General features: G+C 74.2%; 14 protein-coding genes and 1 tRNA gene. 12 read left to right on the top strand and 3 right to left on the bottom strand.

The window, feature by feature from the left end:
* The first annotated feature begins 103 nt into the window (after window positions 1–103).
* From ACZ7P3_RS37755 to ACZ7P3_RS37720, 8 genes are all read left to right on the top strand, one after another.
* Window positions 104–3,937 carry a tubulin-like doman-containing protein gene (locus ACZ7P3_RS37755; protein ID WP_472088749.1) on the top strand — a complete coding sequence of 1,278 codons (3,834 nt, stop codon included), beginning with the start codon at window positions 104–106 and terminating at the stop codon, window positions 3,935–3,937.
* Window positions 3,934–6,894 carry a hypothetical protein gene (locus ACZ7P3_RS37750; RefSeq protein WP_472088748.1) on the top strand — a complete coding sequence of 987 codons (2,961 nt, stop codon included), beginning with the start codon at window positions 3,934–3,936 and terminating at the stop codon, window positions 6,892–6,894. Before ACZ7P3_RS37755 ends, ACZ7P3_RS37750 begins: the two co-directional genes overlap by 4 nt.
* A 70-nt stretch (window positions 6,895–6,964) precedes the next feature.
* The gene (locus tag ACZ7P3_RS37745) at window positions 6,965–9,121 is read left to right on the top strand and encodes a hypothetical protein (RefSeq protein ID WP_472088746.1); all 2,157 of its coding nucleotides are present in this window, start codon (window positions 6,965–6,967) and stop codon (window positions 9,119–9,121) included.
* On the top strand, window positions 9,118–11,565 hold the full coding sequence (locus ACZ7P3_RS37740; RefSeq protein WP_472088745.1) for a hypothetical protein: 2,448 nt from the start codon (window positions 9,118–9,120) through the stop codon (window positions 11,563–11,565). The genes ACZ7P3_RS37745 and ACZ7P3_RS37740 overlap by 4 nt, the downstream gene beginning before the upstream one ends.
* A 238-nt stretch (window positions 11,566–11,803) precedes the next feature.
* A complete protein-coding gene (gene rsgA, locus ACZ7P3_RS37735; RefSeq protein ID WP_472088743.1) occupies window positions 11,804–12,895 on the top strand; it encodes a ribosome small subunit-dependent GTPase A in 1,092 nt (363 codons plus the stop codon).
* A 194-nt stretch (window positions 12,896–13,089) separates the two neighbouring features.
* Window positions 13,090–15,873, top strand: a complete 2,784-nt coding sequence (locus ACZ7P3_RS37730) for a SpoIIE family protein phosphatase (protein WP_472088741.1) — start codon at window positions 13,090–13,092, stop codon at window positions 15,871–15,873.
* A 79-nt stretch (window positions 15,874–15,952) separates the two neighbouring features.
* Window positions 15,953–17,515: an AlkA N-terminal domain-containing protein gene (locus ACZ7P3_RS37725; RefSeq protein ID WP_472088814.1), complete on the top strand. Its 1,563-nt coding sequence runs from the start codon at window positions 15,953–15,955 to the stop codon at window positions 17,513–17,515.
* Window positions 17,515–18,015, top strand: a complete 501-nt coding sequence (locus ACZ7P3_RS37720; RefSeq protein WP_472088740.1) for a methylated-DNA--[protein]-cysteine S-methyltransferase — start codon at window positions 17,515–17,517, stop codon at window positions 18,013–18,015. The genes ACZ7P3_RS37725 and ACZ7P3_RS37720 overlap by 1 nt, the downstream gene beginning before the upstream one ends.
* A 134-nt stretch (window positions 18,016–18,149) precedes the next feature.
* Here the strand turns inward: ACZ7P3_RS37720 and ACZ7P3_RS37715 are convergent.
* Window positions 18,150–18,245 (bottom strand) — tRNA-OTHER (locus ACZ7P3_RS37715).
* Window positions 18,246–18,708: 463 nt separating this feature from the next.
* Between ACZ7P3_RS37715 and ACZ7P3_RS37710 the strand changes: the two genes are divergently transcribed.
* Window positions 18,709–19,923 carry an SGNH/GDSL hydrolase family protein gene (locus ACZ7P3_RS37710; RefSeq protein WP_472088739.1) on the top strand — a complete coding sequence of 405 codons (1,215 nt, stop codon included), beginning with the start codon at window positions 18,709–18,711 and terminating at the stop codon, window positions 19,921–19,923.
* A gap of 351 nt (window positions 19,924–20,274) precedes the next feature.
* Here ACZ7P3_RS37710 and ACZ7P3_RS37705 read toward each other — a convergent pair whose 3' ends face one another.
* Together ACZ7P3_RS37705 and ACZ7P3_RS37700 are read right to left on the bottom strand one after the other, a co-directional pair.
* Complete coding sequence (locus ACZ7P3_RS37705) at window positions 20,275–20,757, bottom strand: DUF456 domain-containing protein (RefSeq protein WP_472088738.1); 483 nt, start codon at window positions 20,755–20,757, stop codon at window positions 20,275–20,277.
* Between the two features lie 36 nt (window positions 20,758–20,793).
* The gene (locus ACZ7P3_RS37700) at window positions 20,794–21,783 is read right to left on the bottom strand and encodes a helix-turn-helix domain-containing protein (protein WP_472088736.1); all 990 of its coding nucleotides are present in this window, start codon (window positions 21,781–21,783) and stop codon (window positions 20,794–20,796) included.
* A 462-nt stretch (window positions 21,784–22,245) separates the two neighbouring features.
* Here ACZ7P3_RS37700 and ACZ7P3_RS37695 point away from each other — a divergent pair, with 462 nt between their 5' ends.
* The 3 genes from ACZ7P3_RS37695 (at window position 22,246) to ACZ7P3_RS37685 (ending at window position 26,283) form a co-directional block, all read left to right on the top strand.
* Window positions 22,246–23,607: a protein phosphatase 2C domain-containing protein gene (locus ACZ7P3_RS37695; protein ID WP_472088734.1), complete on the top strand. Its 1,362-nt coding sequence runs from the start codon at window positions 22,246–22,248 to the stop codon at window positions 23,605–23,607.
* Window positions 23,608–23,719: 112 nt separating this feature from the next.
* Complete coding sequence (locus ACZ7P3_RS37690; RefSeq protein ID WP_472088733.1) at window positions 23,720–25,462, top strand: pyruvate dehydrogenase; 1,743 nt, start codon at window positions 23,720–23,722, stop codon at window positions 25,460–25,462.
* A 371-nt stretch (window positions 25,463–25,833) separates the two neighbouring features.
* Window positions 25,834–26,283, top strand: a complete 450-nt coding sequence (locus tag ACZ7P3_RS37685; RefSeq protein ID WP_472088732.1) for an ATP-binding protein — start codon at window positions 25,834–25,836, stop codon at window positions 26,281–26,283.
* Window positions 26,284–26,408: the final 125 nt, after the last annotated feature.

The raw sequence follows: 26,408 nt of genomic DNA, 5'->3' as shown, positions 1-26,408 counted from the left end.
GCCCGCCCGTCGGCACACCGCACCGCGGCCACCACACCGCGCACATCACGCACGTTCCCAGCACGAACCCGCGGCCGCCCCGGCCGCGAGCGGGGAGGAAACCATGAAGATCTTCCAGCCGATGCTCTTCGTCGGCCTGGGCGGCACCGGGGGACTGGTCGGCGCCGAACTGGAACGCAGGCTGCGCACCGAACTGTGCGGCCCCGACGGCATGGCGCTCAGCCGGCACAACGGCCACGCCCCCTTCCAGCTGCCCGACTGCCTCCAGTTCGTGTACGCGGACTACAGCGAGAGCGACCTGCAGCGGCTGCCGCAGTTCAACGTGGACCGGTCGCTGCGGGCCGCCTACGCCCGTACCTCCCGGCCCACGCACAACCTGCTGCCGAACTTCGACAGTTCACCCGAAGTGACCAAGATGCTCCGGGCCAGCCTGCGCGAGGAGGTGGCCGGCTGGCTGCCGCCGATCACCGACGAGCCGGAGGTCACCCCGCTCCACAACGGCGCCGGACAGCTGCCCACCGTCGGCCGCGCCGCCCTGTTCGCCACGCTCCGCTACGGCCTCGGCCCGGTCCTGGAGCCGATCCTGCAGGCGATCGACGCGATCGCCAAGTCGGCCGGCGAGCTGAGCGAGCTGGGCGGCGGCAAGGTCAGCGGCTGTGACGTGTTCGTGGCCTTCTCGGTGGCCGGCGGCACCGGCGCCGGGATCTTCCTGGACTACCTGCACCTCATCAACCACGCCTTCCAGCTGCGCCGCTTCGACGGCGTGAAGATCTACCCGCTGGTCGTGATGCCGTCGTCGTTCTCCGCCGCCACCGGCGGCGGGCGCGAGGCGGAACTCAACGCGGCCCGCGCCCTGGTCGACCTGTTCCGGCTGGTGGACCGGCAGAACGCGCCGCGGGAGGGCGCGGAGATCGGCGACCTCGACTTCGACTCCAGCTTCGGCATCCGCTACCCGAACACCACCCCCGTCCGGCTGCGCACCGGCATCCTGCCCACGGCCTTCCTGTTCAGCCCGACCGCCGGCATCCGCGCGGACGACCTGCGCCGCTCCATCGTCTCCCTGGTGATGTCGCTGATCGGCACCGAACTGGGCGACGGCCGCTCCCGGGGCCGCAAGATGGCGGCCGACGACGACTACCAGACCTTCGCCGCCAGCTTCATCAACCGGGGCGTGGCCCGCGGTTCCCTGTCCCCGACCGGCATCGGCCGACAGGGCGTCTCCACCAGCCTGGTGGCCTCCATGACCGCCCCGATGGACCAGCTGGCCGACCTGGTCGCCGGGCGGGTGCTGCGGGAGGCCGTCACGGACCTCGTGGAGCGGCCGCGGGCCGCGCTGCGCGACGGCGCGGTGCCGATGATCCGGCAGCTGTTCGCCGACTCCCACCTCGAAGAGCTGTGGGAACGCAGGCAGCTGGCGATACCGGAGCCCGATCCGCTGCCGCGCGGCGGCAAGAACATCGAGCAGGCGCTGGGCGAACGCATCATCGACATGCAGCGGCTGCTGTCCGACCTGCGGGCCGAGGCCGACCGCCAGGCCGCCGTGATGGCCGACCGGTTCGCCCCGCGCCCCGCCATCGACAAACTGCTGCAGAGCACCGACCCCTTCCTCGCCGAACGCGTCGTCAGGGGCATACCGGAGAGCGACGAGACCATCTCCCGGCTCGGCTTCCTCGGCATGCTGGACAGCCGCGCCCGCGCCCCGCAGCGCCCGCCCGGCGTCACCGAGCAGCCGCCCAAGATCCCCCGGATCAAGGGCCTGCTGGCCGGCGTGGCCCCGGCCCGCTGGGGCGACGACGCCGTACAGGCGGCCATCCAGGAGCAGGACGCCTGGTACCAGTGGCGCTGCCGGACCGTGTGGCACGAGGCCTGGCGGGAGCAGCAACAGCACTGGCAGCCCCAGGCCGACGCGGCCGGCACCGACATCGACCGGCTGGTGCGGGCCTTCCGCGGCCACTGCGACCAGGAGCGCAAGCACTCCGCGCAGAAGGGCCACGAACTGTACGAGGACCGCACCGGCATCTCGTACCTGCTACCGCCGCAGCGCAACCTCAACCACTTCTACGAGGACGTCGTCGGCCGGCTCATCCGCCGCGAGGGACTGCGCGAGAACGACTACGAGTCCGCGCTGCTGCTCAAGCTGGTCGACGGGGACACCTGGCGCCAGGTCCACGCGCGCAGCCGCCGCGACCCCGAGGGTGCCGTGGCGCAGGTCAAGGGACAGCTGGAGGCCCGCATCACCCGGCTGTTCGCCGAGAGCGGCACCCATCTGGAGGAACGGCCGCTGCTGCCGTCCATGGGCACGCTGCTGGCCGCCGCGGCGGGCAGCTCGGATGCCACCGACCAGGTCAGCAAGGAGGCCCTCGACCTGTTCGGACGCAAACTGGCCGGGCTGCTCCCCGTGGGGTTCACCCCGGAGGGAACCGGCCCGCTGCGGGTCCTGGTCACCCACCCGCGCGTGCAGGCCGTGGAGGAGGTGCAGGAGTACCTCGGCAAGACGCTGCGGCTGCCCACGGACGCCAAGAACTCCGTGGAGTACCGCGCGGTGGAGAGCGACTCGATCACCGTGGTCCTCTTCCGCAGCGAGATGAGCCTCACCCAGGTGCCCGAGGCCCGCAAGGTACTGCGCCAGTGGGCCCGGGCGAAGGAGTCCGAGCAGGCCCCGGACGTGCTGCGGTGGCGCCAGCGGCTCGGCTACCGCGACAACTGGATGGTGAGCAGCGAGGAGGACCGGCGCACCATCCTGCACCGGCTGCTGTGCTGCCTGTGGAACGGCCAGGTGGACGTGGTGGACGGCGACCCGGCGTCGCCGGCCCGGGTACGGCTGCGGCTGTTCCCGGAGTCGGGCAGCAACGTGCCCGGAGTCCGGCTCCGCCTCGGCGACTTCCCCGGCGGCGTGTCGAGCTGGGCGGAGCTGCTGCGGTCGTACGAACGCTGGACGGTGCTCGACGACGAGCGGACCGTCGAGGACTACTGCCGTGAGCTGATGGGGGCTCAGCCGACGGGTCTGGCCCGGACCGGCAGCGAACCGCATCCGCTCTTCGTCGACCTGGTCGAGAGGATCGCCCCGCGCCAGCTGGAGCTGCTCGCGGACCGCCGGGAGCGGGGCGGCGAGCGGGTCGAGGGCTGGGTACGGCCGCTGTGGGAGTTCTGGGCGGAGACCCTTCCTGCCGCCCTCGACAAGGAGTTCGGCGACCAGCGTGCCGTCCAGCCGACCCTGCGCACCCTGCTGGAACACGTGCGCGGGGGCACCCCGGCCCGGCCACGCCGCCGCGACGACGTCCCGGAACCCCGGCGCGCCGCAGCCGAGGACGACGACTGGGGCACGGCACCGGTCTCCACCTTCGACACCTACCGGCGCGAGGCCGAACGGGACGAGCCCACCGACCGGAACGGCGCCGACCGGAACGGCGCCGACCGGAACGGCTCCGACCGGAACGGCTCCGACCGGAACGGCTCCGGAGGCTACGGCGAGGAGAGGCCGTACGCCGACGACCGGCGGGGCGGGGACCGGCCGTACGGCGGGGACCGGCCCTACGGCGAGGAGAGGCCGTACGGCGACGATCGCCGCCACGGGGACGAGAAGCGGTACGAGGACGACGGCGGCCGGTACGGCGAGGACAGGAGGAGCGGCGATGACGGCCGGCACGCCGACGGCAGGAGGAACGGCGACGACGGCAGGTACCGCGATCACAGCAGGAACGGCGACGACCGCGGCAGCCGGCTCCGGAAGGACGACGAGGAGGCCCGGGACGGCTGGGCCGGCTGGAGCGGCCGCCGGGACGACCGGTCCCCCTCGGAGGACGGCGCGGACTCCCGGCCCCGCCGAGAGGCCGTGCCTCCACCGCCGTGGGACGAGCCCGGTGACCGGGAGGCCCGCAACAGCGACGACGAGCGCGACCGGGCCCGCCGCAACCCCTGGGACGGTGACGCACAGTGAGCATTCCTCAGGACTTCGGCGCCGTCATCCATCTGGACCTGCGGGCCGGAGCGGCCGAACTCGACAGCCCCCAGGCCCTGCGCGCCAAGGTGGCCCGGCAGCTGGGCCGGGCAGGCCTGCCGGAACCCGACGAGCCGTGCTTCCTGGTGGTCGACACCCCGGCCGGGCTCACCGACCACCAGCTGCAGTACGAACTCCTCGCCGGCTTCCGGGCCGTGGGCGAGGTCAGGCTCCTGGTGCTGCTGGTCGGCAGCGCGCCGGGCTCGTACGCCGGTGAGGACGAGGCGTTCCAGCCCGACCGCCGGCTGGTGCGGCCCGCCGTGCTGCGGACCTCGGGCACCGCGCTGCTGTGGGCGGGCGATCTGCGCTCCGCCCGCACCGCGCTGGAGCACCCCGAACCGGACGACCCGGAGGCGCTGGCGGTCCTGGTCGGCGTGCTGTCGGTCCCGGACCTCTACCTCCGGGTGCTGCGCGCCATCGGATCGCTGCCCGAGGCCGTGGCCGCACCCGGAGTCCGGCTGCTGGAGCAGGACCTGCCGCCGGAGGTGCGCGACCGGGCCTGGCGCGACGCGCTCACCCGGTTCGCGGGCGAGGACACCGAACTCGCGCCGGACGTCCTGCTGACCGCCTCCTCAGGAGCCGATCTGCCGGAGCCGCTGCGTGCCCTGGTGGCGCTCCGCGGCGGCCCGTCCCAGCGGCACCGGGAACCCGGCGGCGTGGCGGACGACGCCTACGGCACCTGCGCCCACGCCCTCGACCGGGCCGAGGAGGCACTCGACGGACTGCAGGGCGTGCCCGGGCTGCTGCGGCCCACCCGGAGGGTGGCGTTCGAGGCGGACGTCGACCAGGCGCGCGAGGCGCTCGACGAGTACCGGGACCTCGTCGCCACGGCCCTGCGCGGCGGCGGTGGCACGGGTCCGTCCCCCGCCGAGTCGGCCGCCCGGCTCGCGGCCCTGGGACTGCGCGTACCGTCGGCCGAGGGCATGGGCGAGCGGATCGGCGAGGGCCTGAAGGAGTTCGCCGGGAAGCTGCTGGGCCAGGGGCTGCCCATGCGGGCGGTCGCGCAGCGCTTCACCGGCCTGGCCGGGCGGGTGGAGCCGGTACCGGGTTCGGCGCTGCTGCCGAAGCTCGCCGCCCACTCGGCCGAGACCGTGGCCCGGCAGACCGGCGCGGAGGGCACCGCGGTGCCCGGCTTCCCGCCGGCTGTCGCCGCGGCGGCTCTGGCGGGGCTGTTCGGCGCGCTGTGGCGGGGGCCGTACCTCGTCCTGGCCCTCGTCGTCCCCCTGCTGTTCGTCGGCATGGCGGCGCTCGGGGCGGCCCGGCTGCGCGGTACCGGACGCCCCGGCCGCTGGGCCGTTGGCCCCCGCATCGCGGCGTTCGCCGGGGCCGTGGTGGGGGCGGGCGTGGCCTACGCGACCGAACCCCCCGTCCTGCTGAGCGCGTTCGCACTGGTGGCCGGTTTCGTCGGCGCCTGGGAGACGGCGCGCCGTCTCTGGCGTGCGGCAGCGGCCGCCTGGGCACCCGGCCGTACGACGGCCGTACTGCGGCGGCACCTGGACGGGCTCGACGCCCTGCTGGCCGAGGCCGTTCGCGAGCACTGGGCCGTCGAGGAGCGCCTGTACTGCGCCGACGCCGCCCGGTCCGTCGCAGGCATGCTGCGGGCGACGGCGGCCGCGGCTGAGGCCGAGGCGGTGCCCGAGCCGGACCGGCTCTCGGCGTCCGACGCCTTCGCCGGGCCGCGCTCGGGCGCGCCCGCCGAGGACGACTGGCTCGACGGCCCTTCCGCACTGGAGCCGGACGACGCGGCTGCCGCCTCCGAGGAGGGCGAGGGCGACTGGGCGAGCGTGTACGCCTGGCAGGACGGGCCCTCGTGGGACGAACCCGCCGGGCAGGAGGAGCGGGAGAAGGAGACGGGGGAGACCCCGGGGAGGAACCCCGCCGCCCCTTGGGAGGAGCGCACCAAGGGGGTGCCGCGCTGGCTCGAGCGGGAGACCGGCGAAGGCGGACCGGAGCTGGTCGCCACCCTGGCCGCGGATCTGACGGACGCGGCCCTGGAGGCGATGAAGCCGTACTGGGGTGCCGTGGAACGCGGCCAGGCCGGCGCCCTCGCCGTGCGGCGCACCGAGGAACGGGTCCACGAGCTGCTGTCGATGGCCCGCCGTCATCTCCAGCTCAACGGCGTGCTGGCCCCGCCCCCCTTCGCCGCCGCCCGCCGTGTCCGCGCCACCTCGGCGAACCTGCTCGGCACCGACCCCTACCGGCCGGCCGAACTGGTCGGCACGGAGGCCGACCGGCAGGCCGTGGTGCAGCTGTCCACCCCCGAACAGGGCTCGCTGCTCAGCCGCGACCCGGCGGCCGCGGTGTGGATCAGATTCGCGCCGAGGGCCATCCGCGACGAGGTCGAGAAGGCCTGGCAGTCGAACGGTTCGGCCCAGCCGGAGGAGGTCCTGTGGACATCCTCCGGACGCTACGCCGGCCTGGTCCGGCTCACCCCGCTGCGCATGGGCGTGGTCGACACCGTCCGGTCCCGCTACGGCTCCGGACCCGACGACGAACAGGAACCGTACGGCCGCAGGAACCCGGACGGCCCGAGGAACCCGTACGAGCGTGCGGACTCGTACGACGGGCCGAGGAACCTCTACGACCGGCCCGACTCGTACGAGCGCAGGGGCTCGGACGCGGGGCCGGGTCCGTACGACCGTGGGGACTCGTACGACCGCGGGGGCTCGGACGCCGGGTCCGGCCCGTACGACGGGCGGCGCTCGTACGAAGGGACCGACTCCTATGACGGGACCGGCTCCCATGGCGGGACCGAGTCCTATGGCGGGACCGAGTCTTACGGCGGGACAGAGTCCTACGGGGGGACCGAGTCCTACGACCGGCCGGGTTCCTATGACGGGCCGGATCCGGACAGCCGGCCGGACGCGGACCGCCGAGGGAACGGTGACCTCTGGTGAGCAGCACTCCGCGCACCGGCCGCGTGCACCCGGACGGCTCCGCGCACACGTACGAAGGAGAGGACCGTCGGTGACCAGTTCCGTGCATCCCCCTCGGCCCGGACCGGGCGGCACCTCCCCGGACAAGCTCGCGTTCACCGCGCCCTCGGGCCGGCGCCGTGTCACCCCGGCCCGCTTCGGCCGCGAGTTCCGCCGCGACCGGCTGCTGCCCCAGCTGATCCGCAACTGCGTGCTCGACGACGACACGGAGCAATGCGTACAGGTACGCCTGAGCGCCACCGACGCGGCCAACCCCGCCGCGCGCGCCCTCCTCGACACCGAGGCGGGCACCGCCCTGCAGCTGCACCGCGCGCTCGGCGACACGGAGTACGCGGCGCTCTTCCCGAGGATCATCGGCTACGAGCTGGACACGGCCGAGCCGTTCCTGCTGTACGCCGCACCGCGCGGCGCCGCCGCCGCGCGGACCCATGTGATGGCCGCGACCGACCAGCAGCGTTTCACCCGGGACCTGATGCTGGCCCTGTGCCTGCTCGACGGCCAGGGCCTGGTGCCGCGCGGCGTCTCGCCCGCCACCGTGCTCTGGGACGGCGCCAGGGTCCAGCTGTGGGGGCTGGAGGCGGTGGCCAGGACCGGCGGGCCCCGGAGCCCCTGGGGCCGCCAGCCCTTCTGCTCGCCCGAACAGCGCCAGGGCGTGGGGCGCACCGACTCGCGGGACGCGGTGTGGAGCGCCGCCCAGGTGCTCTACCGGCTGGTGACCGGCCGGCCCGGCCCCGCCGACCGGGCCCCCGCCGACCTCGCCGAACACCGGGTGCTCGACCAGACCTTGCGGCACGCCTTCGCCCCGCGGGCCGCCGACCGGCCGACACCCGCGCAGGTGCTCGAACTCGTGGCACCGGGAGCGGCCCGCCACGTCCGGCTCACCCTGCCCGCCGACGAGATGCGCCCGCACCGGGAGGCCTTCGAGGAGTCGCTGCGCCTGAAACGGCAGGCCCCTGTCGCCCGTTCCGAGGACCGGGCCGGGGCGACGGCCGGGCGCGGAAGCGGCGAAGTGCTCTGCCCCTACTGCCTGGAGACCATCCAGCTCGACCTCACGAAACTCTTCGTCACCGACAGCAGGATGCAGTACAAGCCGCTGGACCTGACCGGCATCAAGAACCCGGACCGGCGGCACGACGTCATGCGCGGCGCCGTCCAGAAGTGCACGGCGGACACGGACTTCCCCGAACACTTCATCCCGGTTCCCTACCTGATGTACGGCCGCCCGCTGACCGTCGCCCTGGTCGGCCAGTCCTCCACCGGCAAGAGCCATCTGCTCACCCAGCTGATCGCGGCCATCACCGACGGCGGCCTGGAGCCGTTCGGCCTGAAGTGGCAGTCCGTCAATCCGGAGCAGCACGCCCGGTTCGTACGGGAACGGGTACAGCCGCTGCGCAGCGGCAGGGTGCTGGACCACACGGCCGCCCTCGGTCTGGACGACTTCGCGCGCTTCGTGGAGTCGCTCCTGATCACCGACGCCCGCGGGCAGGTGCGCCCGGTCGCCTTCTTCGACCTCGGCGGCGAGGACCTCGTACGGACCGACGCGGCGCTGCGGTTCCTGCTCGGGGTCGACGCCCTGATCTTCGTCGTCGACCCGGCGCTCGCCCTGCCCCTGCCCCAGCTCGAACACGTCAGGGAACGCTGGGGGGTGGAGGTGAACCGGGACGGCGACCTCGCGTTCGGCACCGTCCTGGACCGGCTGCGCAAGAACGGCCCGTACCTGGACGTGCCGGCCGCGATGGTGCTCGGCAAGGCGGACCTGCTGCGGTTCCAACCGCCCGTCGACCGGTGGCTGGGCCGGCCGCGGACCACCGCGCTCGACCCCGCGCTGATGCACGAGGAGAGCCGGGACGTCTACGGACTGCTGCGCCGGCACGCCGGGCAGGCGTGGCTGCGCCCCTTCGACGCGATCCGCCGGTGCACCCTGCACATCGCGTCCGCGACCGGCGGTCAGGAGGCTCATGGACGCTATCCGGCGGGCGCGGGGCCCCGGCGGGTGCTGGAACCGCTGCTGGCCCTGCTGGCGATGCACGGGCTGATCGACGTACCGGGCGGCGCCGAGGCGTTCGCCGTGGGAGAGGCGCCCGTCATCGAGGCGGTGCCCTGGGCGGACGCCACGGACGCCGCGGATGCCGTCGGCGCAGAGGGCACAGAGGACGCAGAGGGATCCGGGGGAGAGGAACTTCAGTGAACGGCTTCGAGGACCGTGACTCGGTGCACCAGGTCGTCTTCCGCTGGGACGGCAACCGCGGCCGTCAGGGCACCGGCATGAACGCCGTCGCCCACTCCTGTTCGGCCGGGCGCGCCGAGGAACTGGGCCGGGAACTCGGCCCGTTGCTCTGGGTGTCCGGCGCGGCGGCGGCACGACCCAGCGTGGTGCGCACCCTGTCCCGCGACGGCGACGTCATGCTCGTACAGCGCTGGCCGACCAAGGACCGGGGCGGCCGGCCGAGCACGGTCAGCCATGTCCTCCTCGGCTCCCCCGCGATCCTGAAGACGCGTCAGTGCCTCGGTCTCGCGTACGGGGGCTGGGGCAGCCCGGAGAAGGCCGAGCAGGCCTCCGGGACAGAGCCCGAGATCCGCTGCGAGCAACTCCACGACGCGGCCCGGCGCCGGCTGCAGGAGATGCAGGACAAGCTGCCCACCGTCAAGAATGCGCTGACCATGGTCACCGCGGAGTTGCTGCGCGACCCGACGCAGCGGGTGTCGCTGCTCGTGGAGGAGCAGTCGACGCCCGGCTGGCCGGACCGGGGCGGGGTACCGCTGGTCTATCTAGGGCTGTTCCTCCTCTTCGGGGACTGGCTGGGCCAGGAGTGGACGTTCGCCACCTACGACACGGCGGACACCCACGCGCTGCGGCTGATGGCCGTCCCCCGCTGGGAGCCCGACACGGGCGGGTCCGGCCCGCTGGCCCGGGTCGAGGACCGTCCGCCGGCCCGCCCCCGGTTCGAACACCACGCGGCGGGCCGGCTGGTGAAGTACCTCCTCGCCCACCGGGAGGAGGCCGCCGGCGTGCCGCACCTGAGGGAGGGGGAGCTCGCCGACGGCGCGTCGCTCGACTGGGAGCGACGGCGTGCCCGGCTGCAGTACGTCCTCGACGCGGACCGCACGACCGGCCGGCGGAGCGCGGCGACCGCGCCCCGCCCGGCGCAGCCGGGTCCGGCCCTGGACCGGGACCAGGACTTCGCGTGGGATCGCGGCCAGGAGCCGCGCCGGGAGGGGCGGGAGGAGCGGCCCCGCGATCCCGAGCGGGAACGGGACGGGGCGTGGGGAAGAGACCGGGGTCCGGAGAAGGACGCGGGGCGGGACGGGGGCCGCGACGGGGGCTGGGACCGGGACGGGGGCCGGGTACGGGACGAGGTATGGGATCGGGACGGGAGCGGGCTGCGGGAGGACGCGGGACGGGATCGGGACGCACGCGGGCAGCGGGACGAGGGACGGGAGAGGAACGGACACGGGGAGCGGCCCCGGGAGCAGGATCAGCAGCAGGAGCAGCAGCAGGCGCGGGCCACGGTCGGCTCCGAGCTCCGTCCGGAGACCGCTGCCGCACCGTCCGCAAGGCCCGCGCAACCGCCTGCGCAACCGACCGCCCCACCCCCGGCGGAAGGGCCCGTGCACGGAACCGCGTCCGGTTCGCCGCACGGGACCGCGTCCGGGACCACGCACGGGACGGCGTACGGGAGCACCCAGGGGACCGCATCCGGTTCCGCGCACGGAACCACGTACGGAACGACCCAGGGGACCACGCACGGAACGACCCAGGGGACCGCGTACGAACCCCCCTTCGAACCCCGGTACGAACCGGCGTACGACCCCAGGTCCCATGGGCCACAGGGGCCCGCACCCGACAGCGGCTTTGCGGCCGCCGGCCCGAGCGTCCCGCCCGCCCGGGCCCCGTACGCGCTCCAACGGGACCTGCGCGAGCACCGGCGCGCGGACATCGGACGGCGCGGCCTGCTGGTGACGCAGCTGACCGAGCAGCCCGACGAGTTCCTTCTCGGCGAGCTGCGCTCCGGCCAACTGCCGCAGGACTCCCTGGACCTGGTACTGAACGAACTGGGGAGGTCCCGCCGCACCGAGGCGCGCGATCTCGAGATGCGGCACGCACTGTGCGCGGAAGTACTCGGCAACGACCTGTACTTCACGCCGCAGCGAGCGGGCGCGGAGCAGTCGTCGAGGGCCGCCATGGCCGACCGGGCGGCCGCGCTCTTCCACTGGGCGGTGGCCCCGCTGGCCCGCGACGAACGCTATCTGAGCGAACTGCTGGAACTGCAGTACCGGATGAGCCGGGACCGCCACCCCACCACGGGCAACTGGCTCTGGCAGACCATCGTCGAACCGCCGAACGGCAAGGTCCCCGATCTGCCGCCCACCCTGTGGCGCCAGATCCTGGAGGACGCGATCAGCCGGAGCAACACGCCGCCCACCCTTCCGCCGCCGCCCGTCAGCGCTCCGCCGCCCACGGCCCGGTCCGCCGTCCCGGCGGCCCCGGAGTCCTCGGCCCACGCCGTGGAACAGCCCTCCGTCATGGACTGGATCGGCGACCAGTCGTACAACGTGGGCTGCTGGGTCGGGGCGGCCGCCCTGCTGATCGTCGCGCTCGTCACCGTCCTGATCCTGGTGGCCTCCTCGTGAGGAGGGACGAAAATGCGTGGCGCCCCCGCGGCGTGACCTTCTAAGGTGGGGAGCACAACAGGCGGTGGCCGATGGCCGCCGCCGTCGGCCGAGTGAGGAACAGGAGGTGTGACCGATGGCTGTCACTGTGCTGGGCGCTGCCCTCATCCAGGAACTCCTCAAGTCCACCTCCGTGGCCACCGGCTGACCGATCCGCGCCGACTGCGCACGCCGGGGCCACCCTTGTGAAGGGTCTCCCTTGACTTCCTCCTCCGAGTTCTCCGCGCTGGCTCCCTATGGCTGGGACGAGGCGTGGGCCGATGTGTTCACCCCGTACGAAGCCGAAGGGCTGTTGCCCGGGCGGGTGATCCGGGTCGACCGCGGGCAGTGCGACGTGGTCACCGCCGGCGGGGTGCTGCGGGCCGACACGGCCTTCGTCACCCCGCACGACCCGATGCGGGTCGTGTGCACGGGCGACTGGGTCGCCGTCGACCCGGGCGGCAACCCCCGTTATGTGCGCACGTGTCTGCTGCGTCGTACCGCCTTCGTACGCTCCACTTCCTCCAAGCGGTCCGAGGGGCAGATCCTCGCCGCCAACGTCGACCACGCCGTGGTCGCCGTCTCGCTCGCCGTGGAACTCGACCTCGGCCGCGTCGAACGGTTCCTGGCCCTGGCCTGGGAATCCGGCGCGCAGCCCGTGGTCGTGCTCACCAAGGCCGACCTCGTGCCGGACCCGGTGACGCTCGCCCACCTCGTCGAGGACGTCGAGACGGCCGCGCCCGGCGTGCCCGTGCTCACCGTCAGCGCCCTGCACGGCGACGGTCTCGATGTGCTCGTCGCCCTCGTCGGCTCCGGTACGTCCGTGCTGCTCGGCCAGTCCGGCGCGGGCAAGTCCACCCTCGCCAACGCCCTCGTCGGCGAGAACGTCATGGACGTACAGGCCGCGCGGGACGTGGACGGCAAGGGCCGGCACACCACGACCACCCGCAACCTGCTGCCGCTGCCCTCCGGGGGCGTGCTCATCGACACCCCCGGGCTGCGGGGTGTCGGACTGTTCGACGCCGAGACCGGGGTCGGGCAGGTGTTCTCCGAGATCGAGGACCTGGCCGGGCAGTGCCGCTTCCACGACTGCGCACACGAGAGCGAGCCCGGCTGCGCGGTCCGCTCCGCGGTGGACAGCGGAGAGCTTCCGGCCCGGCGACTGGAGAGCTACCGCAAGCTGATGCGGGAGAACCAGTGGATCGTCGCCAAGACGGATGCCCGCCTCCGGTCCGAACTCAAGAGGGACTGGAAGCGGAGGGGGGCGGAAGGAAAGGCGGCGATGGAGGCCAAGCGGGGCCGCTGGGGGTAATCCCCACGGGTCCGGCGGCACACCCCTGCGCCTCGAAGGGCCGGGTTCCGCCTCGGCCGGGCCGGGTCCTGCCTCGAAGGGCCGGGTCTCGCCTGAACCGGGCCGGGGCCCGCCTCGACCGGGCTGGGACCCGGCCCGGTCGGCGCGTAAAGTCGGAGCGCGTCCATTTCGTCAGCTGATGCTAGAAATAGACCATGCAGAGGCGTTTCGGCCTGTTCCCGGTGCGGGCCGCGTCCGCGCCCGCCGAGGCCTCCCCGGCCGCAGAGGGCCGCCGCCTCCCGCCGGGCCTGCGCAGCGTCGCGGGACAGGTGTTCGTCCTGCAGCTGGTCATCCTGGTCCTGTTCGGCGCTGCGGCCGTGACCGCGCTGGTCCTGCAGGCCCAGCAGGCGAGCGTTGCCGAGGCCCGGACACGCTCCCTCGTCGGCGCCGAGTCCTTCGCGAACGCCCCGGGCACGCTCGCCGCGATGCGCTCCGCCCACCCCAGCGCGCTGCTCCAGCCCCGGGCCGAGGCGGCCCGCAAGACGTCGGGGGTCGACTACATCGTCGCGTTCAGCCCGGCCGGCTACCGCTGGACGCACCCCGACCCGCACCTGATCGGCAAGCACGTCGCCGGCACCTACACCCAGGGCCTCGCCGGGCATCCGTACACCTCCACGTTCCGCACGCCCGTGGGCCAGGCCGTGGACTCGACCGTCCCGGTCCTCGATACCCACGGCAAGGTCGCCGGACTGGTGTCGGTCGGCATCACGGTCCGCAGCGTGAACGCGCGCGCGATGCGGGAACTGCCGCTCCTGCTGGGCGCCGGCGCCGGTGCCCTGGTGCTCGCGACGGCCGGATCGGCGCTGGTGAGCCGCCGGCTGCGACGCCAGACCCGAGGCCTGGAACCGGCCGAGCTGCGGCGGATGTACGACCACCACGACGCCGTGCTGCACGCCACCCGGGAGGGCGTGCTCATCCTCGACGACGACGGCAGGCTGCTGCTCGCCAACGACGAGGCACGGCGCCTGCTCGGCCTGCCCGAGGACCCGCACGGGTGGCACGTCACCGGTCTCGGACTCGGGTCGGGCCTCATCGGGCTGCTGTCCGACGGACGGCCCGTCACGGACGAGGTGTGCGAGGCCGGCGAGCGGCTGCTGGCGGTGAGCGTACGGCCGACCGCCCCTTACGGCGGCCCGCCCGGCAGCGTCGTGACGCTGCGGGACACGACCGAGCTGCGGGCCGTCGCCGGCAAGGCCGCGGTGGCGGAGCACCGACTGCGCCTGCTGTACGACGCCATGACCAGGATCGGCACCACCCTCGACGTGGCACGGACGGCGGAGGAGCTCACCCGGTTCACGGTCCCCCGGTTCGCCGACTACGCCAGCGTCGACCTGGTCGACTCGATCCAGCGGGGCGGAGAGCCGAGGGGCACGATGATGCGCCGCACCGCCCTCACCGGCATCCACGAGGACCATCCGCTGTACCCGGTCGGCACCCTCACCGACTTCGGCTCCGAGACCCCGCAGGCGATCGGCTTCGGAACCGGCTCGCCGGTGCTCGAAGCCGACATGCCCGCCCTGACCGGATGGCAGGAGCAGGATCCCGTCAACGCGCGCAGGATCATCGCCCACGGCATCCACTCGATGATGGTGATCCCGCTGCGCGCCCGCGGAATCCTCATGGGCGTGGCCAGCTTCTGGCGCTCCGAGCGGCCCGATTCCTTCGAGCAGGAGGACGTGGCGGTCGCCGAGGAGCTGGTGGCACGGTCCGCGGTCGCCATCGACAACGCCCGCCGCTACGCCCGCGAGCACACCACGGCCGTCACCCTGCAGCGCAGCCTGCTGCCGCGCCGCATGCCCGAGCAGTCCGCCCTGGACGTGGGCCACCGCTATCTGCCCGCGCAGGCCGGGGTGGGCGGGGACTGGTTCGACGTCATCCCGCTGCCGGGAGCACGGGTGGCGCTGGTCGTCGGCGACGTGGTCGGACACGGGCTGCACGCGGCGGCCACCATGGGCCGGCTGCGCACCGCCGTGCTCAACTTCTCCGCCCTCGACATGAGCCCCGACGAACTGCTGGCGCACCTGGACGAGCTGGTCAGCCGGATCGACAGCGACGAGCCGAGCGAGGCGGTCGCGGGCATCGCCGGAGCCACCTGCCTGTACGCCGTCTACGACCCCGTCGCCGGCCGGGCCACCGTCGCCCGGGCCGGGCACCCCGGCCCGGCCCTCGTACTGCCCGACGGCACCGCCTCCTTCCCCGACGTGCCGGTCTCCCCGCCGCTCGGCCTGGGCGACGGCATGCCGGTGGAGGTGCGCGAGCTGACCCTCCCGGAAGGATCGTGGCTGGTGCTGTACACCGACGGGCTGGTCGAGGACCGCGGCCGGGACATCGACACCGGCCTGGCGCAGCTGCGGGCCGCACTGAGCGGCACGGTGGAGCGCAGCCCGGAGGAGGTCTGCGAGGACGTCCTCGACGCGGTGCTGCCGGTCCGGCCGAGCGACGACGTCGCCCTGCTGGTGGCCCGTACCCGGCTGCTGGACCGCGACCGGATCGCCGAGTGGGACGTGGCCGCCGACCCGGCGGCCGTGGCCCCGGTCCGCTCCGCGTGCGCCCGCACCCTGGACGCCTGGGGGCTCTCGGACCTCGGATACACCACCGAGCTGATCCTCAGCGAGCTGATCACCAACGCGATCCGCTACGGCTCCCCGCCCGTCCGGGTCCGGCTGCTGTACGACCGCCACCTGATCTGCGAGGTCTCCGACGGCAGCAGCACCGCTCCGCATCTGCGGCGCGCGGCGGACACCGACGAGGGCGGCCGCGGTCTGTTCCTGGTCGCCCGGCTCACCGCACGCTGGGGCACGCGCTACACGGCCCGCGGCAAGGTGATCTGGGCGGAGCAGTCCCTGCACGCGGGCCGCCGGGAGCCGCCCGCCGAGTCGGCCGAAGACCTCCTGGACCAGTGGGGCGACGACCAGTGGGACGATGCCGACCTCCCGTGACGGCGGACGGCCCCGGCGCAGCTGCACGTCCGATTTCCGCCAGCCGGCCCCGCCGCGGCGTTCCACACTGGAAGGCGTGATGGACGAGGACACCAGGTACGAAGCGGTGCGCAGCCGGGACGGACGGTTCGACGGGGCGTTCTTCTTCGCCGTCGAGACGACCGGCATCTACTGCCGTCCCAGCTGCCCCGCGGTCACCCCGAAGCGGCGGAACGTGCGGTTCTTCCCGACCGCCGCCGCCGCGCAGGGTTCCGGCTTCCGCGCCTGCCGGCGGTGCCGGCCGGACGCCGTGCCGGGCTCCGCCGAGTGGAACGTCCGTGCGGACGCCGTCGGGCGGGCCGTGCGCCTCATCGCCGACGGTGTCGTGGACCGCGAGGGTGTCGCGGGCCTCGCCTCCCGGCTCGGCTACAGCGCCCGTCAGGTGCAGCGGCAGCTCACCGCCGAACTCGGCGCCGGACCCGTGGCGCTCGCCCGGGCCCAGCGCGCGCACACCGCGCGGGTGCTGCTGCAGACCACCGACCTGCCGGTCACCGAGATCGCGTTCGCGGCCGGGTTCGCCAGCGTGCGGCAGTTCAACGACACGATCCGCGAGGTGTACGACGCGACGCCGACCGGCGTACGGGCCGCCGCGCCCCGGGGCAGGGGAGCCCGCCGGGCCACCCCGGGCGCCGGCATCCCGCTCCGGCTCGCCCATCGCGGGCCCTACCAGGCCGCCGCCGTCTTCGACCAGCTGGCCCGGGAGGCCGTGCCCGGCGTCGAGGAGGTGAGCGGCGCCCCGGGCGGCCGTACCTACCGGCGCACCCTGCGGCTGCCGTACGGCACCGCGATCGTCGCCGTCCAGGAACGCACCCGGGCGCCGAAGGCGGGCGTCGGCACCCATCCGGGCGGCTGGCTCGACGCCCGGCTGCACCTGACCGACCCGCGGGACCTGACCACGGCCGTGCAGCGGCTGCGACGGCTGTTCGACCTCGACGCCGACCCGTACGCGGTGGACGAACGGCTCGGCGCCGATCCGCGGCTCGCCCCGCTGGTCGCCGCCCGGCCCGGCCTGCGCTCGCCCGGCGCCGTCGACCCGCTGGAGCCCGCCGTACGAGCGCTGGTGGGGGTGGCAGGAGCGGAGGCTCTGGTCCGCCGGTACGGCAAGGCGCTCGACGCCCCCTGCGGCAGCCTCACGCACCTGTTCCCGGAGCCGGCCGCCCTCGCCGAGGCCGTGTCCGAGCCCGTGTCCGAGCCCGTGTTCGGGCCCGCGGCTGAGTGCGTGTCCGGGGCCGCGGCTGCGGCCGAGCGTGCATCCGAAGCCATGTTCGAACCCGTGTCCGGGCCCACGTCCCGGCCCCATCCCGCATCCGCATCCGCATCCGCATCCGCATCCGCGTCCGTGCCCGGTGCCACGCTGGGCGCGCTCGCCGCCGCCCTCGCCGACGGGACCCTGCACCTGGACCCGGGCGCCGACCGGGACGAGGCGCAGCAGGCGCTGCTCGCCCTGCCCGGTATGGACCCGGCCGTCGTCGCCGTCCTCCGTGTCCGCGCCCTCGGCGATCCCGACGTGGCCCCACCCGGCGCGGACGTGCCGGACGCCTGGCGGCCCTGGCGGTCGTACGCCATCCAGCATCTGCGTGCCGATGAGGAGTTGACCGACTGATGGAGACGATCTACTGGACGGGTGTGGACGCCCCGCTCGGCCGGCTTCTGCTCACCGCCGACCCGGACGGCGTCCTCACCTCGCTGTCCGTGCCCGGACAGAAGGGCGGGCGGGTCGTCCAGGACGGCTGGCGGCACGATCCCGGGCCCTTCCGTGCGGCCGAGGAACAGCTCGCGGCCTACTTCGCCGGTGAACTCAAGGACTTCCGGCTGCCGTTGCGCACCCACGGCACCGACTTCCGGGAACGCGTGTGGGCCGCGCTGGACTCGGTTCCGTACGGCGCCACCGCCACCTACGGCGAGATCGCCGCGCGGATCGGCGCGGCGCGCGCCGCCGTCCGGGCCGTCGGCGGGGCGATCGGCGCCAACCCGCTGCTCATCGTCCGCCCGTGCCACCGGGTCATCGGGGCCGGCGGCTCGCTGACCGGATACGCGGGCGGACTCGACCGGAAGGTGTGGCTGCTGACCCTGGAGGGCGCGCTCCCGGGCCAGGCGTGCTGATGTGCCGGCCCTGCCGGCCCTTTGCGGAGAGCCCGGACGGGTGAGACGGGGGAGGGGCTTTACCGGCCCCAGTGCCAGGCGGGGCTCTGCCGGCCTATGTGCCGGCCGGGGCTCTGCCGGCCCCTGTGCTGCGGCGGAGAGGGCAGGATTCGAACCTGCGTGGACTCCGTAGGAGTCCGACCCCGAGACATGCTCGCCGGTCCCCGATCAACCACTCCGGGCACCTCTCCTCGCGTCCGGCCCCGCGGTCGTCTCCCGCGCCGCCGTTCACGTGGAACACCGTGCCAGTCCCCGCTGACGTGAGCCTGACATGCCGTCGCCCCGCGAAGCGAGCACTGGCCGCACCCGACCGCCCCCGGAGGGGCACGCACCAGCCGTCCTCGGACGCGCCGGGGACGCGCCGAGGAAGCGACGGGGAAGCGCCGGGGACGCGCCGGGGAAGCGCGCACCAGTCGCCCGCGACCGCACCGGAGACGTGCGTACCGGTCGCCTCCGGCCGCACCGGAGACGCGCGCACCGGCCGTCTCCGGACGCACCGGCCGCCCCCGAGGCACCGGTCGTCTCACCGTTCCCTCCGGTCAGCCGGCCTCGGGCGGACGGCCTAGGCCGAGTGGGTGGACCGCGGTTGATGTTCCGGCACTGTGCCCCCGCCGTGTGGGACGGTCGCCTGCGACGGGCGACGGAAGGGCGGGTATGGGCAAGGTCGGACGGGTCCTCGTAGCGCTCTCGGCGGCGCTGCTCCCGGGTACGACGGCGACGGCCGTCGCCGAACCCGCACCGCCGCCGTGGACCGGCAGCTGGGAGACGGCCCCTTCGGGCACCACCCCCGCGCTCCCCGGTGCCGCCATCCGCAACGTCGTCCACCTCAGCGTCGGCGGCAGCGCCGTGCGGATCCGGCTCAGCAATCGGTTCGGCACCGCCCCGCTGCAACTCGGCGCGGTCACGGTCGCGCTGCGCCGGGCCGGCGGGCCGGACGCCGTGCCCGGCACCCTGCACACCGCCACTTTCCACGGCGCCCCGACGGTCACCGTCCCGGCGGGACAGGACCTGCTCACCGACCCGGTCCCGCTGTCCGCACCGGCCGCCGCCGATCTGCTGGTCACCGTCCTCACCCCGGTCGACAGCGGCCCGGCCACCTACCACCGCACCGCCCTGCAGACCAGCTATGTCGCCCCCGCCGGCCACGCGGCCGACGAGGACGGCTCCGCGTACACCACGTCCATCGGCTCCTGGTACTACGTCACCGGCGTCGACGTCCTCGGCTCCGCGGCCGGCAGCGTGGTCGCCTTCGGCGACTCCCTCACCGACGGCACCGGATCCACCTCCGACACCAACCGCCGCTGGCCCGACCGGCTCGCCCAGCGCCTGAGCGCCGACCGGCTCGGCGTCCTCAACGCCGGCATCGCCGGCAACCGGCTGCTGCGCGACGGCACCGGACCGAGCGCCCTGGCCCGCCTGGACGCCGACGCGCTGGACCGTGCCGGGGTGCGGGTCCTGGTCGTGCTGGAGGGCATCAACGACATCAAGGGCAGCCCCGAGGCGACCGACCCCGCCGCCTTCGCCACCGCGTACCGCACCCTCGTCGCCCGCGCCCACGCGCGCGGGATCCGGGTCGTCGGGGTCACCCTCACCCCGTACGGGGGTTTCTCCGGGTACACCGCGGCCCGCGAGGCGGTACGGCAGCAGGTCAACGCGTTCATCCGCACCGGCGGAGCCTTCGACGCGGTCGCCGACGCCGACGCGGTCGTCCGCGACCCGGCCGCCCCCGAGCGCATCCTGCCCGGTTACGACCCCGGCGACCATCTGCACTTCAACGACGCGGGCATGCGCGCGGTCGCCGACGCCGTGGCCGCCGTCCTGGTCCGGGAGCCGGCCGGAGCCGCCCGCCTCGCGCCGGCCGCCCGCTGAGCGCGCGGGGCACCTCCGCGTACCTCCGCGCATTGGCCGCGTACCGCCGCGCACGGCCGCGTACCGCCGCGTACCGCCTGCACCGGCTGCGTAGCTGGGTAGCGCCGCGTACCGTCCGCGTTCCGCCTGCACCGGCTGCGTAGCGCCGCGTACCGCCGTGCACCGGCCGCGTGCTGTGTACCGCCGCGTTCCGCCTGCACCTGCTGCGCGGCTGTGTACCGCCCGTACCGCTGTGCACCGGCCGCGTTCCGCCTGCACCGGCCGCGCAGCTGTGTCGCGCCGCGTACGGCCGCGCAGCCGTGCACTGCCGCCCCCCGCCGGGTTCCCCCGCCGGGCTCCTCCGCCGGACCGTCAGCCCCATACCACCGCGCCCAGCCACGCCCCCGCGATCAGCAGGCAGGCGAACAGCTCGGCGAGCACGCTGGAGCCGCCCGAGCGCATTGTGGTGCGCAGCGCGGCCATCGCCTCGCCGTGGCCGCCGAGCCGCAGCCGCTCGTGCAGGTAGATGCCGGCCATGAAGCCCGGCAGGGCGCCCAGCACCGGGATCAGCAAGAAGCCCAGGAACGCGCCCACACCGGCGTACACCCCCATGCCGGGCGTCGCGCCGCTCGCCCGCAGCCGGCGCGGCGGCAGCATCCAGCGCACCACCAGGGAGAGCAGCAGCACCCCGGTCGACCCGACCAGGACGCCCCAGGCCACCGGCTGCGGGTCCTGCAGCGCCCACCACAGGACCGCGGCCCACACCAGCCACGACCCCGGCACGCCGGGCACCAGCACTCCGCACAGGCCGAACACCAGTACCACGCCGACCAGCAGGAGTTCCCACGCTCCCATCTGCCCAGAGTGCCGGAGGACCGAAGAAATCGCAGGTCAGCGGGATCCCTCGCGGGACACCCAGCCCCGCTCGTAGGCATGCCAGCCCAGCTGCAGCCGGGTCGTCACCCCGGTCAGCTCCATCAGCCGCTTCACCCGGCGCTGCACGGTCCGCAGCCCCAGGTCGAGCTGCTTGGCCACGCTCGCGTCGGTCAGCCCGGCCAGCAGCAGTGACAACACCTCCAGGTCGGTGGCGTCCGGGCCGTCGGGCCGCTGCTCGGCCACGCCCGTGGGGCCCAGCCTGAGCGGCAGCGCCGCACGCCACACCGACTCGAACAGCCCGGCCAGCAGCTCCAGCAGTCCGCTCGCGTGCACCACCAGCGCGGCCGGTCCGGCCGTCCGCGAGGTGAGCGGCACCATGGCCAGGGACCGATCGGCGACCACCAGTTTCGTCGGTACCCGGTCCACCACCCGCACCTGCTCGTCCCGGCCGAGCGCCGCCGTCAGCTCGGTGAGCCCGTGCGGCAGGTCCAGCACCGACCGCTCCACCACCACCCGGTAGCGGACGCCGCGCCCGGCCGCCTGCTCCTCGGCGTCGTTCTCCGTTCCGGAGACCACCACCGGATTGCCGGTGACCAGCGCGCACACCTCCTCGGTGGCGCCCAGCTGGAGCTGGAGGAAGCGCTGCGCGACCGCCGAGGCGCCGGTCACCACCTCCACGAGGTCGTGCACCTCCGGCTCGCCGGCCGCCGCCCGGTACTCCTCGGCCAGCAGTGCCGCCGCCAGTTCGGCCTTCTCCAGCTCGTGCCGCTGCTGGGTGAGCAGAGCGCCGAGCGCCACCCCGGGCGGGGCGGCCACCCAGCGGCCCGGACGGGCCGGGGACTGGGCCGCCAGGCCCTGCCGCTCCAGCCGGCGCAGCGCGCGTTCGGTGTCCGGCTCGGACAGCGACAGACGCCGGGCCAGATCGGCCACCTCCGCGGCGCCCACGGACACCAGCGCCCGGTACGCCGACTCGTGCGTCTCGTCCAGGCCTATCGCTGCCAGCATCGACCCACGTCCCTCCCCTGAGAACCAGCCGGCCGCGCGAGGCGCCCTGGCGGAAAACGGCCACGGCGCAAACCCGCCGCCGTACATCATCGTCGTACCTGCCGTGGCTCTGCCAAGGTGGCAGCACCCGAAGACCGCGGCCGTGCTCACGGCTCACAGCCGCGTCCCAGGAAACCAAGCCACTATCAGGCCAATCGGCCGGCGTCCCGGCGGCTCCGGCCGTACGGGTCGGTGACCCGGCCCCGCACGTGCGCGGTCGCGCGCGAAGGGGATGCGGGGCCGGGTCACTCAGGATGGCGCCGGGCGGTCCTCCCGTGGGGGGTGGGGCCGCCCGGCGGCCTACTGCCGTCTCCCGTACGGGAGTTCGGTTCGTGGCTCGGCATACCGTGCGGCGCGGGTTCGTGCGCCGGTTTTTCCCGTTGCCCCGTTTTCAACCGGCCCCTGCGGTGGACAATTAGGGGCATGAGCCAGCAGGGGGGCAGCTCCGCCCGTCATGAGGACGACTGGTGGGGCGAGCTGTACGACGACTCCACCGAGGACACAGGGCCCACGGTCGCGCCCGATTCCCTGGACGACCGCTTCACCTCGGCGAGGAACGCGGTGGCGGGGCGGCCCGGCCGGACGGCGGGACCCACCGGGAGCACGGCGCCCCGGGACCCGCGTCAGGACCCGCCCCGGGAGACCGCGGTCCCACCCCAGCGAGCGGCATCACCACCGACCGCTCCCACCGCACCGCCCCCACCCGATACGGCCGGACCGGTCACCGCACCGCCCCCACCCGGTACGGCCGGACCGGCCACCGCACCGCCTCCGCCCACCTCACCTGCGCCACCCCCGCCACCCCCGCCGCCCTCCTCCGTCGACTACGTCGGCTCCGGACCGCCCACCTACGACCCGGAGCCCACCTCGCTGCCCGCCGCCGACCCCGACGACCTCGGTGAACTGGTCGCCGACACCGTGCTGGACGGTGCCCGGTACGGAGCCTGCACGCTGCGGGCCGTGTCGCTGCGCGGGGACTCGGGGCGGTACCGGGGCGAGCCGCGCCGGGACTCGCTGCTCACCGCGCGGTTCGGGACGGGGGAACAGGCACTGCTCCTCGTCGCGATGGCGACCGGCACGCGGGCCGCACCGGGCGCGCATCTCGCGGCGGCCGAGGCCTGCCGGCTGATCGGGCAGGCCGTGGGCCGCAGTCATCGAAGGCTGGCCGAGGACATCCGCGCGGCCCGGCGCGGTGACCTGAAGTCCGGACTGCACCGCCTGACCGACCGCAGTCTCGGCAGACTGCGTGCCGACGCCGTCGAACAGGACCTGGACCCGGAGGAGTACACGGCGAGCCTGCGCTGTCTGCTGCTGCCCGCCGACCCGGACTGCCGTACCCGCGTGTTTTTCGGCGCGGGCGAAGGCGGCCTGTTCCGGCTGCGGGACGGCGAGTGGCAGGACATCGAACCGCGCGTGCCGCCCGCCGGCACCGCCGGCGAACCCGTCCTCGGCTTCGGCTCGCCCCCCGCGGAGACACCGGAGGGCGACCGGCTCACCATGGACCTCGGCATCCCGACCCCGCCGAGCCCGTACGAGCCTGCTCCCGAGCCGCCCCGCGAACCGTTCCGCTTCCGCGCCTCGGTAGCCCGTCCGGGTGATGTGCTGGTGCTGTGCACCGGGGGCCTCGCCGACCCGCTGCGCGGCGAGGCCGCCCTCTGCGCCTATCTGGCCCGTCGCTGGTCCCGCCGTGCCGCGCCCGGCCTGGCCGCGTTCCTCGCGGACTCCCAGGTGCGGGTGAAGGGCTACGCCGACGACCGTACGGCGGCGGCCGTGTGGGAGGCGTAGCGGCCGTGCGGCAGGCGTAACGGCGGCCCTTGCGGGAGGCGTGACGGCGGCCCTTGTGGATTGATGGTGACGGGAGGGGCGCATCCCGTCACCGAAGGGGCAGACGACCGTCATGGCCAAACAGAACGTCGCCGAGCAGTTTGTCGACATCCTCGTCCGCGCCGGCGTGCGCCGCCTCTACGGCGTCGTCGGCGACAGCCTCAACCCGGTCGTGGACGCCGTCCGGCGCAATGCGGCCATCGACTGGATCCACGTACGCCACGAGGAGACCGCGGCCTTCGCGGCCGGGGCGGAAGCCCAGATCACCGGGAAGCTCGCCGCGTGCGCAGGCTCCTGCGGCCCCGGCAACTTGCACCTCATCAACGGCCTGTACGACGCCCACCGCTCCATGGCCCCGGTGCTCGCGCTCGCCTCGCAGATCCCCTCCAGCGAGATCGGCCTCGGCTACTTCCAGGAGACCCACCCGGACCGGCTCTTCCAGGAGTGCAGTCACTACAGCGAGCTGATCTCCAGCCCGAAGCAGATGCCCCGGCTGCTGCAGACCGCCATCCAGCACGCGGTCGGCCAGAGCGGGGTGAGCGTGGTGTCCCTGCCGGGCGACATCGCCGCCGAACCCGCCCCGGACAAGCCCCTCCAGAGTGCCCTGGTCACCTCCCGGCCCACCGTCCGGCCCGGCGACGAGGAGATCGACCGGCTGGTGGAGATGATCGACAAGGCCGGCAAGGTCACGCTGTTCTGCGGCAGCGGCACGGCCGGCGCGCACGCCGAGGTCATGCAGTTCGCGGAGCGCATCAAGGCGCCCGTGGGCCACGCCCTGCGCGGCAAGGAGTGGATCCAGTACGACAACCCGTACGACGTCGGTATGAGCGGGCTGCTCGGCTACGGCGCCGCCTACGAGGCCACCCACGAGTGCGACCTGCTGATCCTGCTGGGCACCGACTTCCCGTACAACGCCTTCCTGCCGGACGATGTGCAGATCGCGCAGATCGACGTACGGCCCGAAGTCCTCGGCCGCCGTTCCCGGCTCGACCTCGCCGTGTGGGGCGACACCCGCGAAACGCTGCGCTGCCTGATCCCGCGGGTGCGGGAGAAGACCGACCGGCGCTTCCTCGACAAGATGCTGAAGAAGCACGCCGACGCGCTGGAGGGTGTGGTCAAGGCGTACACGCGCAAGGTCGAGAAGCACGTTCCGATCCACCCTGAGTACGTGGCCGCCGTCCTGGACGAAGTCGCCGACGACCAGGCGGTCTTCACGGTCGACACCGGTATGTGCAATGTGTGGGCCGCCCGCTACCTCTCGCCCAACGGCCGCCGCCGGATCATCGGCTCCTTCTCGCACGGCTCGATGGCGAACGCGCTGCCCATGGCGATCGGCGCCCAGTTCACCGACCGGCGCCGGCAGGTCGTCTCCCTGTCCGGGGACGGCGGATTCTCCATGCTGATGGGCGACTTCCTCACGCTGGTCCAGTACGACCTGCCGGTCAAGGTCGTGCTCTTCAACAACTCCTCGCTCGGCATGGTCGAGCTGGAGATGCTGGTCGCCGGCCTGCCCTCGTACGGCACGGCCAACGCCAACCCCGACTTCGCCGCCGTCGCCCGCGCCTGCGGCGCCCACGGGGTCCGGGTGGAGAAGCCCAAGCAGCTCGCCGGGGCCCTCAAGGACGCCTTCAAGCACAAGGGGCCCGCCCTGGTGGACGTCGTCACCGACCCCAACGCCCTCTCCATCCCGCCGAAGATCAGCGCGGAGATGGTCACCGGATTCGCGCTGTCCGCCTCGAAGATCGTGCTGGACGGCGGCGTCGGCCGCATGCTCCAGATGGCCCGCTCCAACCTGCGGAACGTCCCCCGGCCCTGAACGAGCCGGCCGGAGCGATGCTGCGGAACGTCCCCGGCCCTGAACGAGCCGACCGGAGCGATGGTTTCCGGCCAGTTTCACGCCGTGTGACGGCCCGTCGGCCGGCCCCGGAGGAGCACCGCGCCCCGTCGGGATGGGGCGCCCGTGGCGTCGTACGGCGGCCTGTGCGGGTTGGGCACGGGTTCGGGGGCACCGCGGGGCCGGCCGGGCGGTCGTACGGGCGTGGCCGAACAGGCGGCCGTCGGCAGGCCGCCATGCGTGCGCACAAGAGCGTTGGGCATGGTTTCCCGTGAACGTGTTCGACCAGGAGGGGCAGGTTCGGCAACGTGCGGGCGGGGGCCATGAAGAGGCAGGCACGAGGGGGCGGTCCCGTGGCCATCGGGGCCTCCTCGGCGAAGGCGGGGGAAGAAGCCGACACCATCACGGATCAGGTGCACACGCCCCAGATCAGGCGCAGGCTGGGGCGGGCGGATCTCAGGGCGGTGCCCGAGGCGCGCCGGGAGTTGCGCGAACTGCTGCGGCACTGGGGCAAGCCCGGCCGCTCGGACATAGCCGAACTGCTCACCAGCGAGCTGGTCACCAATGCGCTCGTGCACACCGACGACGACGCCGTCCTGATCGCCGTCGTCTCACCGCGCGGACTGCGCGTGGAGGTGCGGGACTTCGTGGCCCGCAGACCGCGCCCGTGCGCGCCGGACTCGGGGGACGGCACCCACGGCCGCGGGCTGGTCCTGGTGCAGTCCCTCGCGGACGCCTGGGGCGTACGGCCGCACGGGGTGGGCAAGTCGGTGTGGTTCGAACTCGGCGCCGAGGCCGCCTGAGACACGCGGACACGACAACGGGGCGGGGGGGCGGACCCGCAGGAGAGACCGAGGCCCGGTGGGAAGGAAGCGCCGAATAGACTTGGGGGCCCGTGCGACCCATGACTGTTTGTCCGCAACATCCT

The organism is Streptomyces sp. NPDC107581, assembly GCF_055657175.1.
This window is presented reverse-complemented; position numbering and strand designations above follow the sequence as displayed.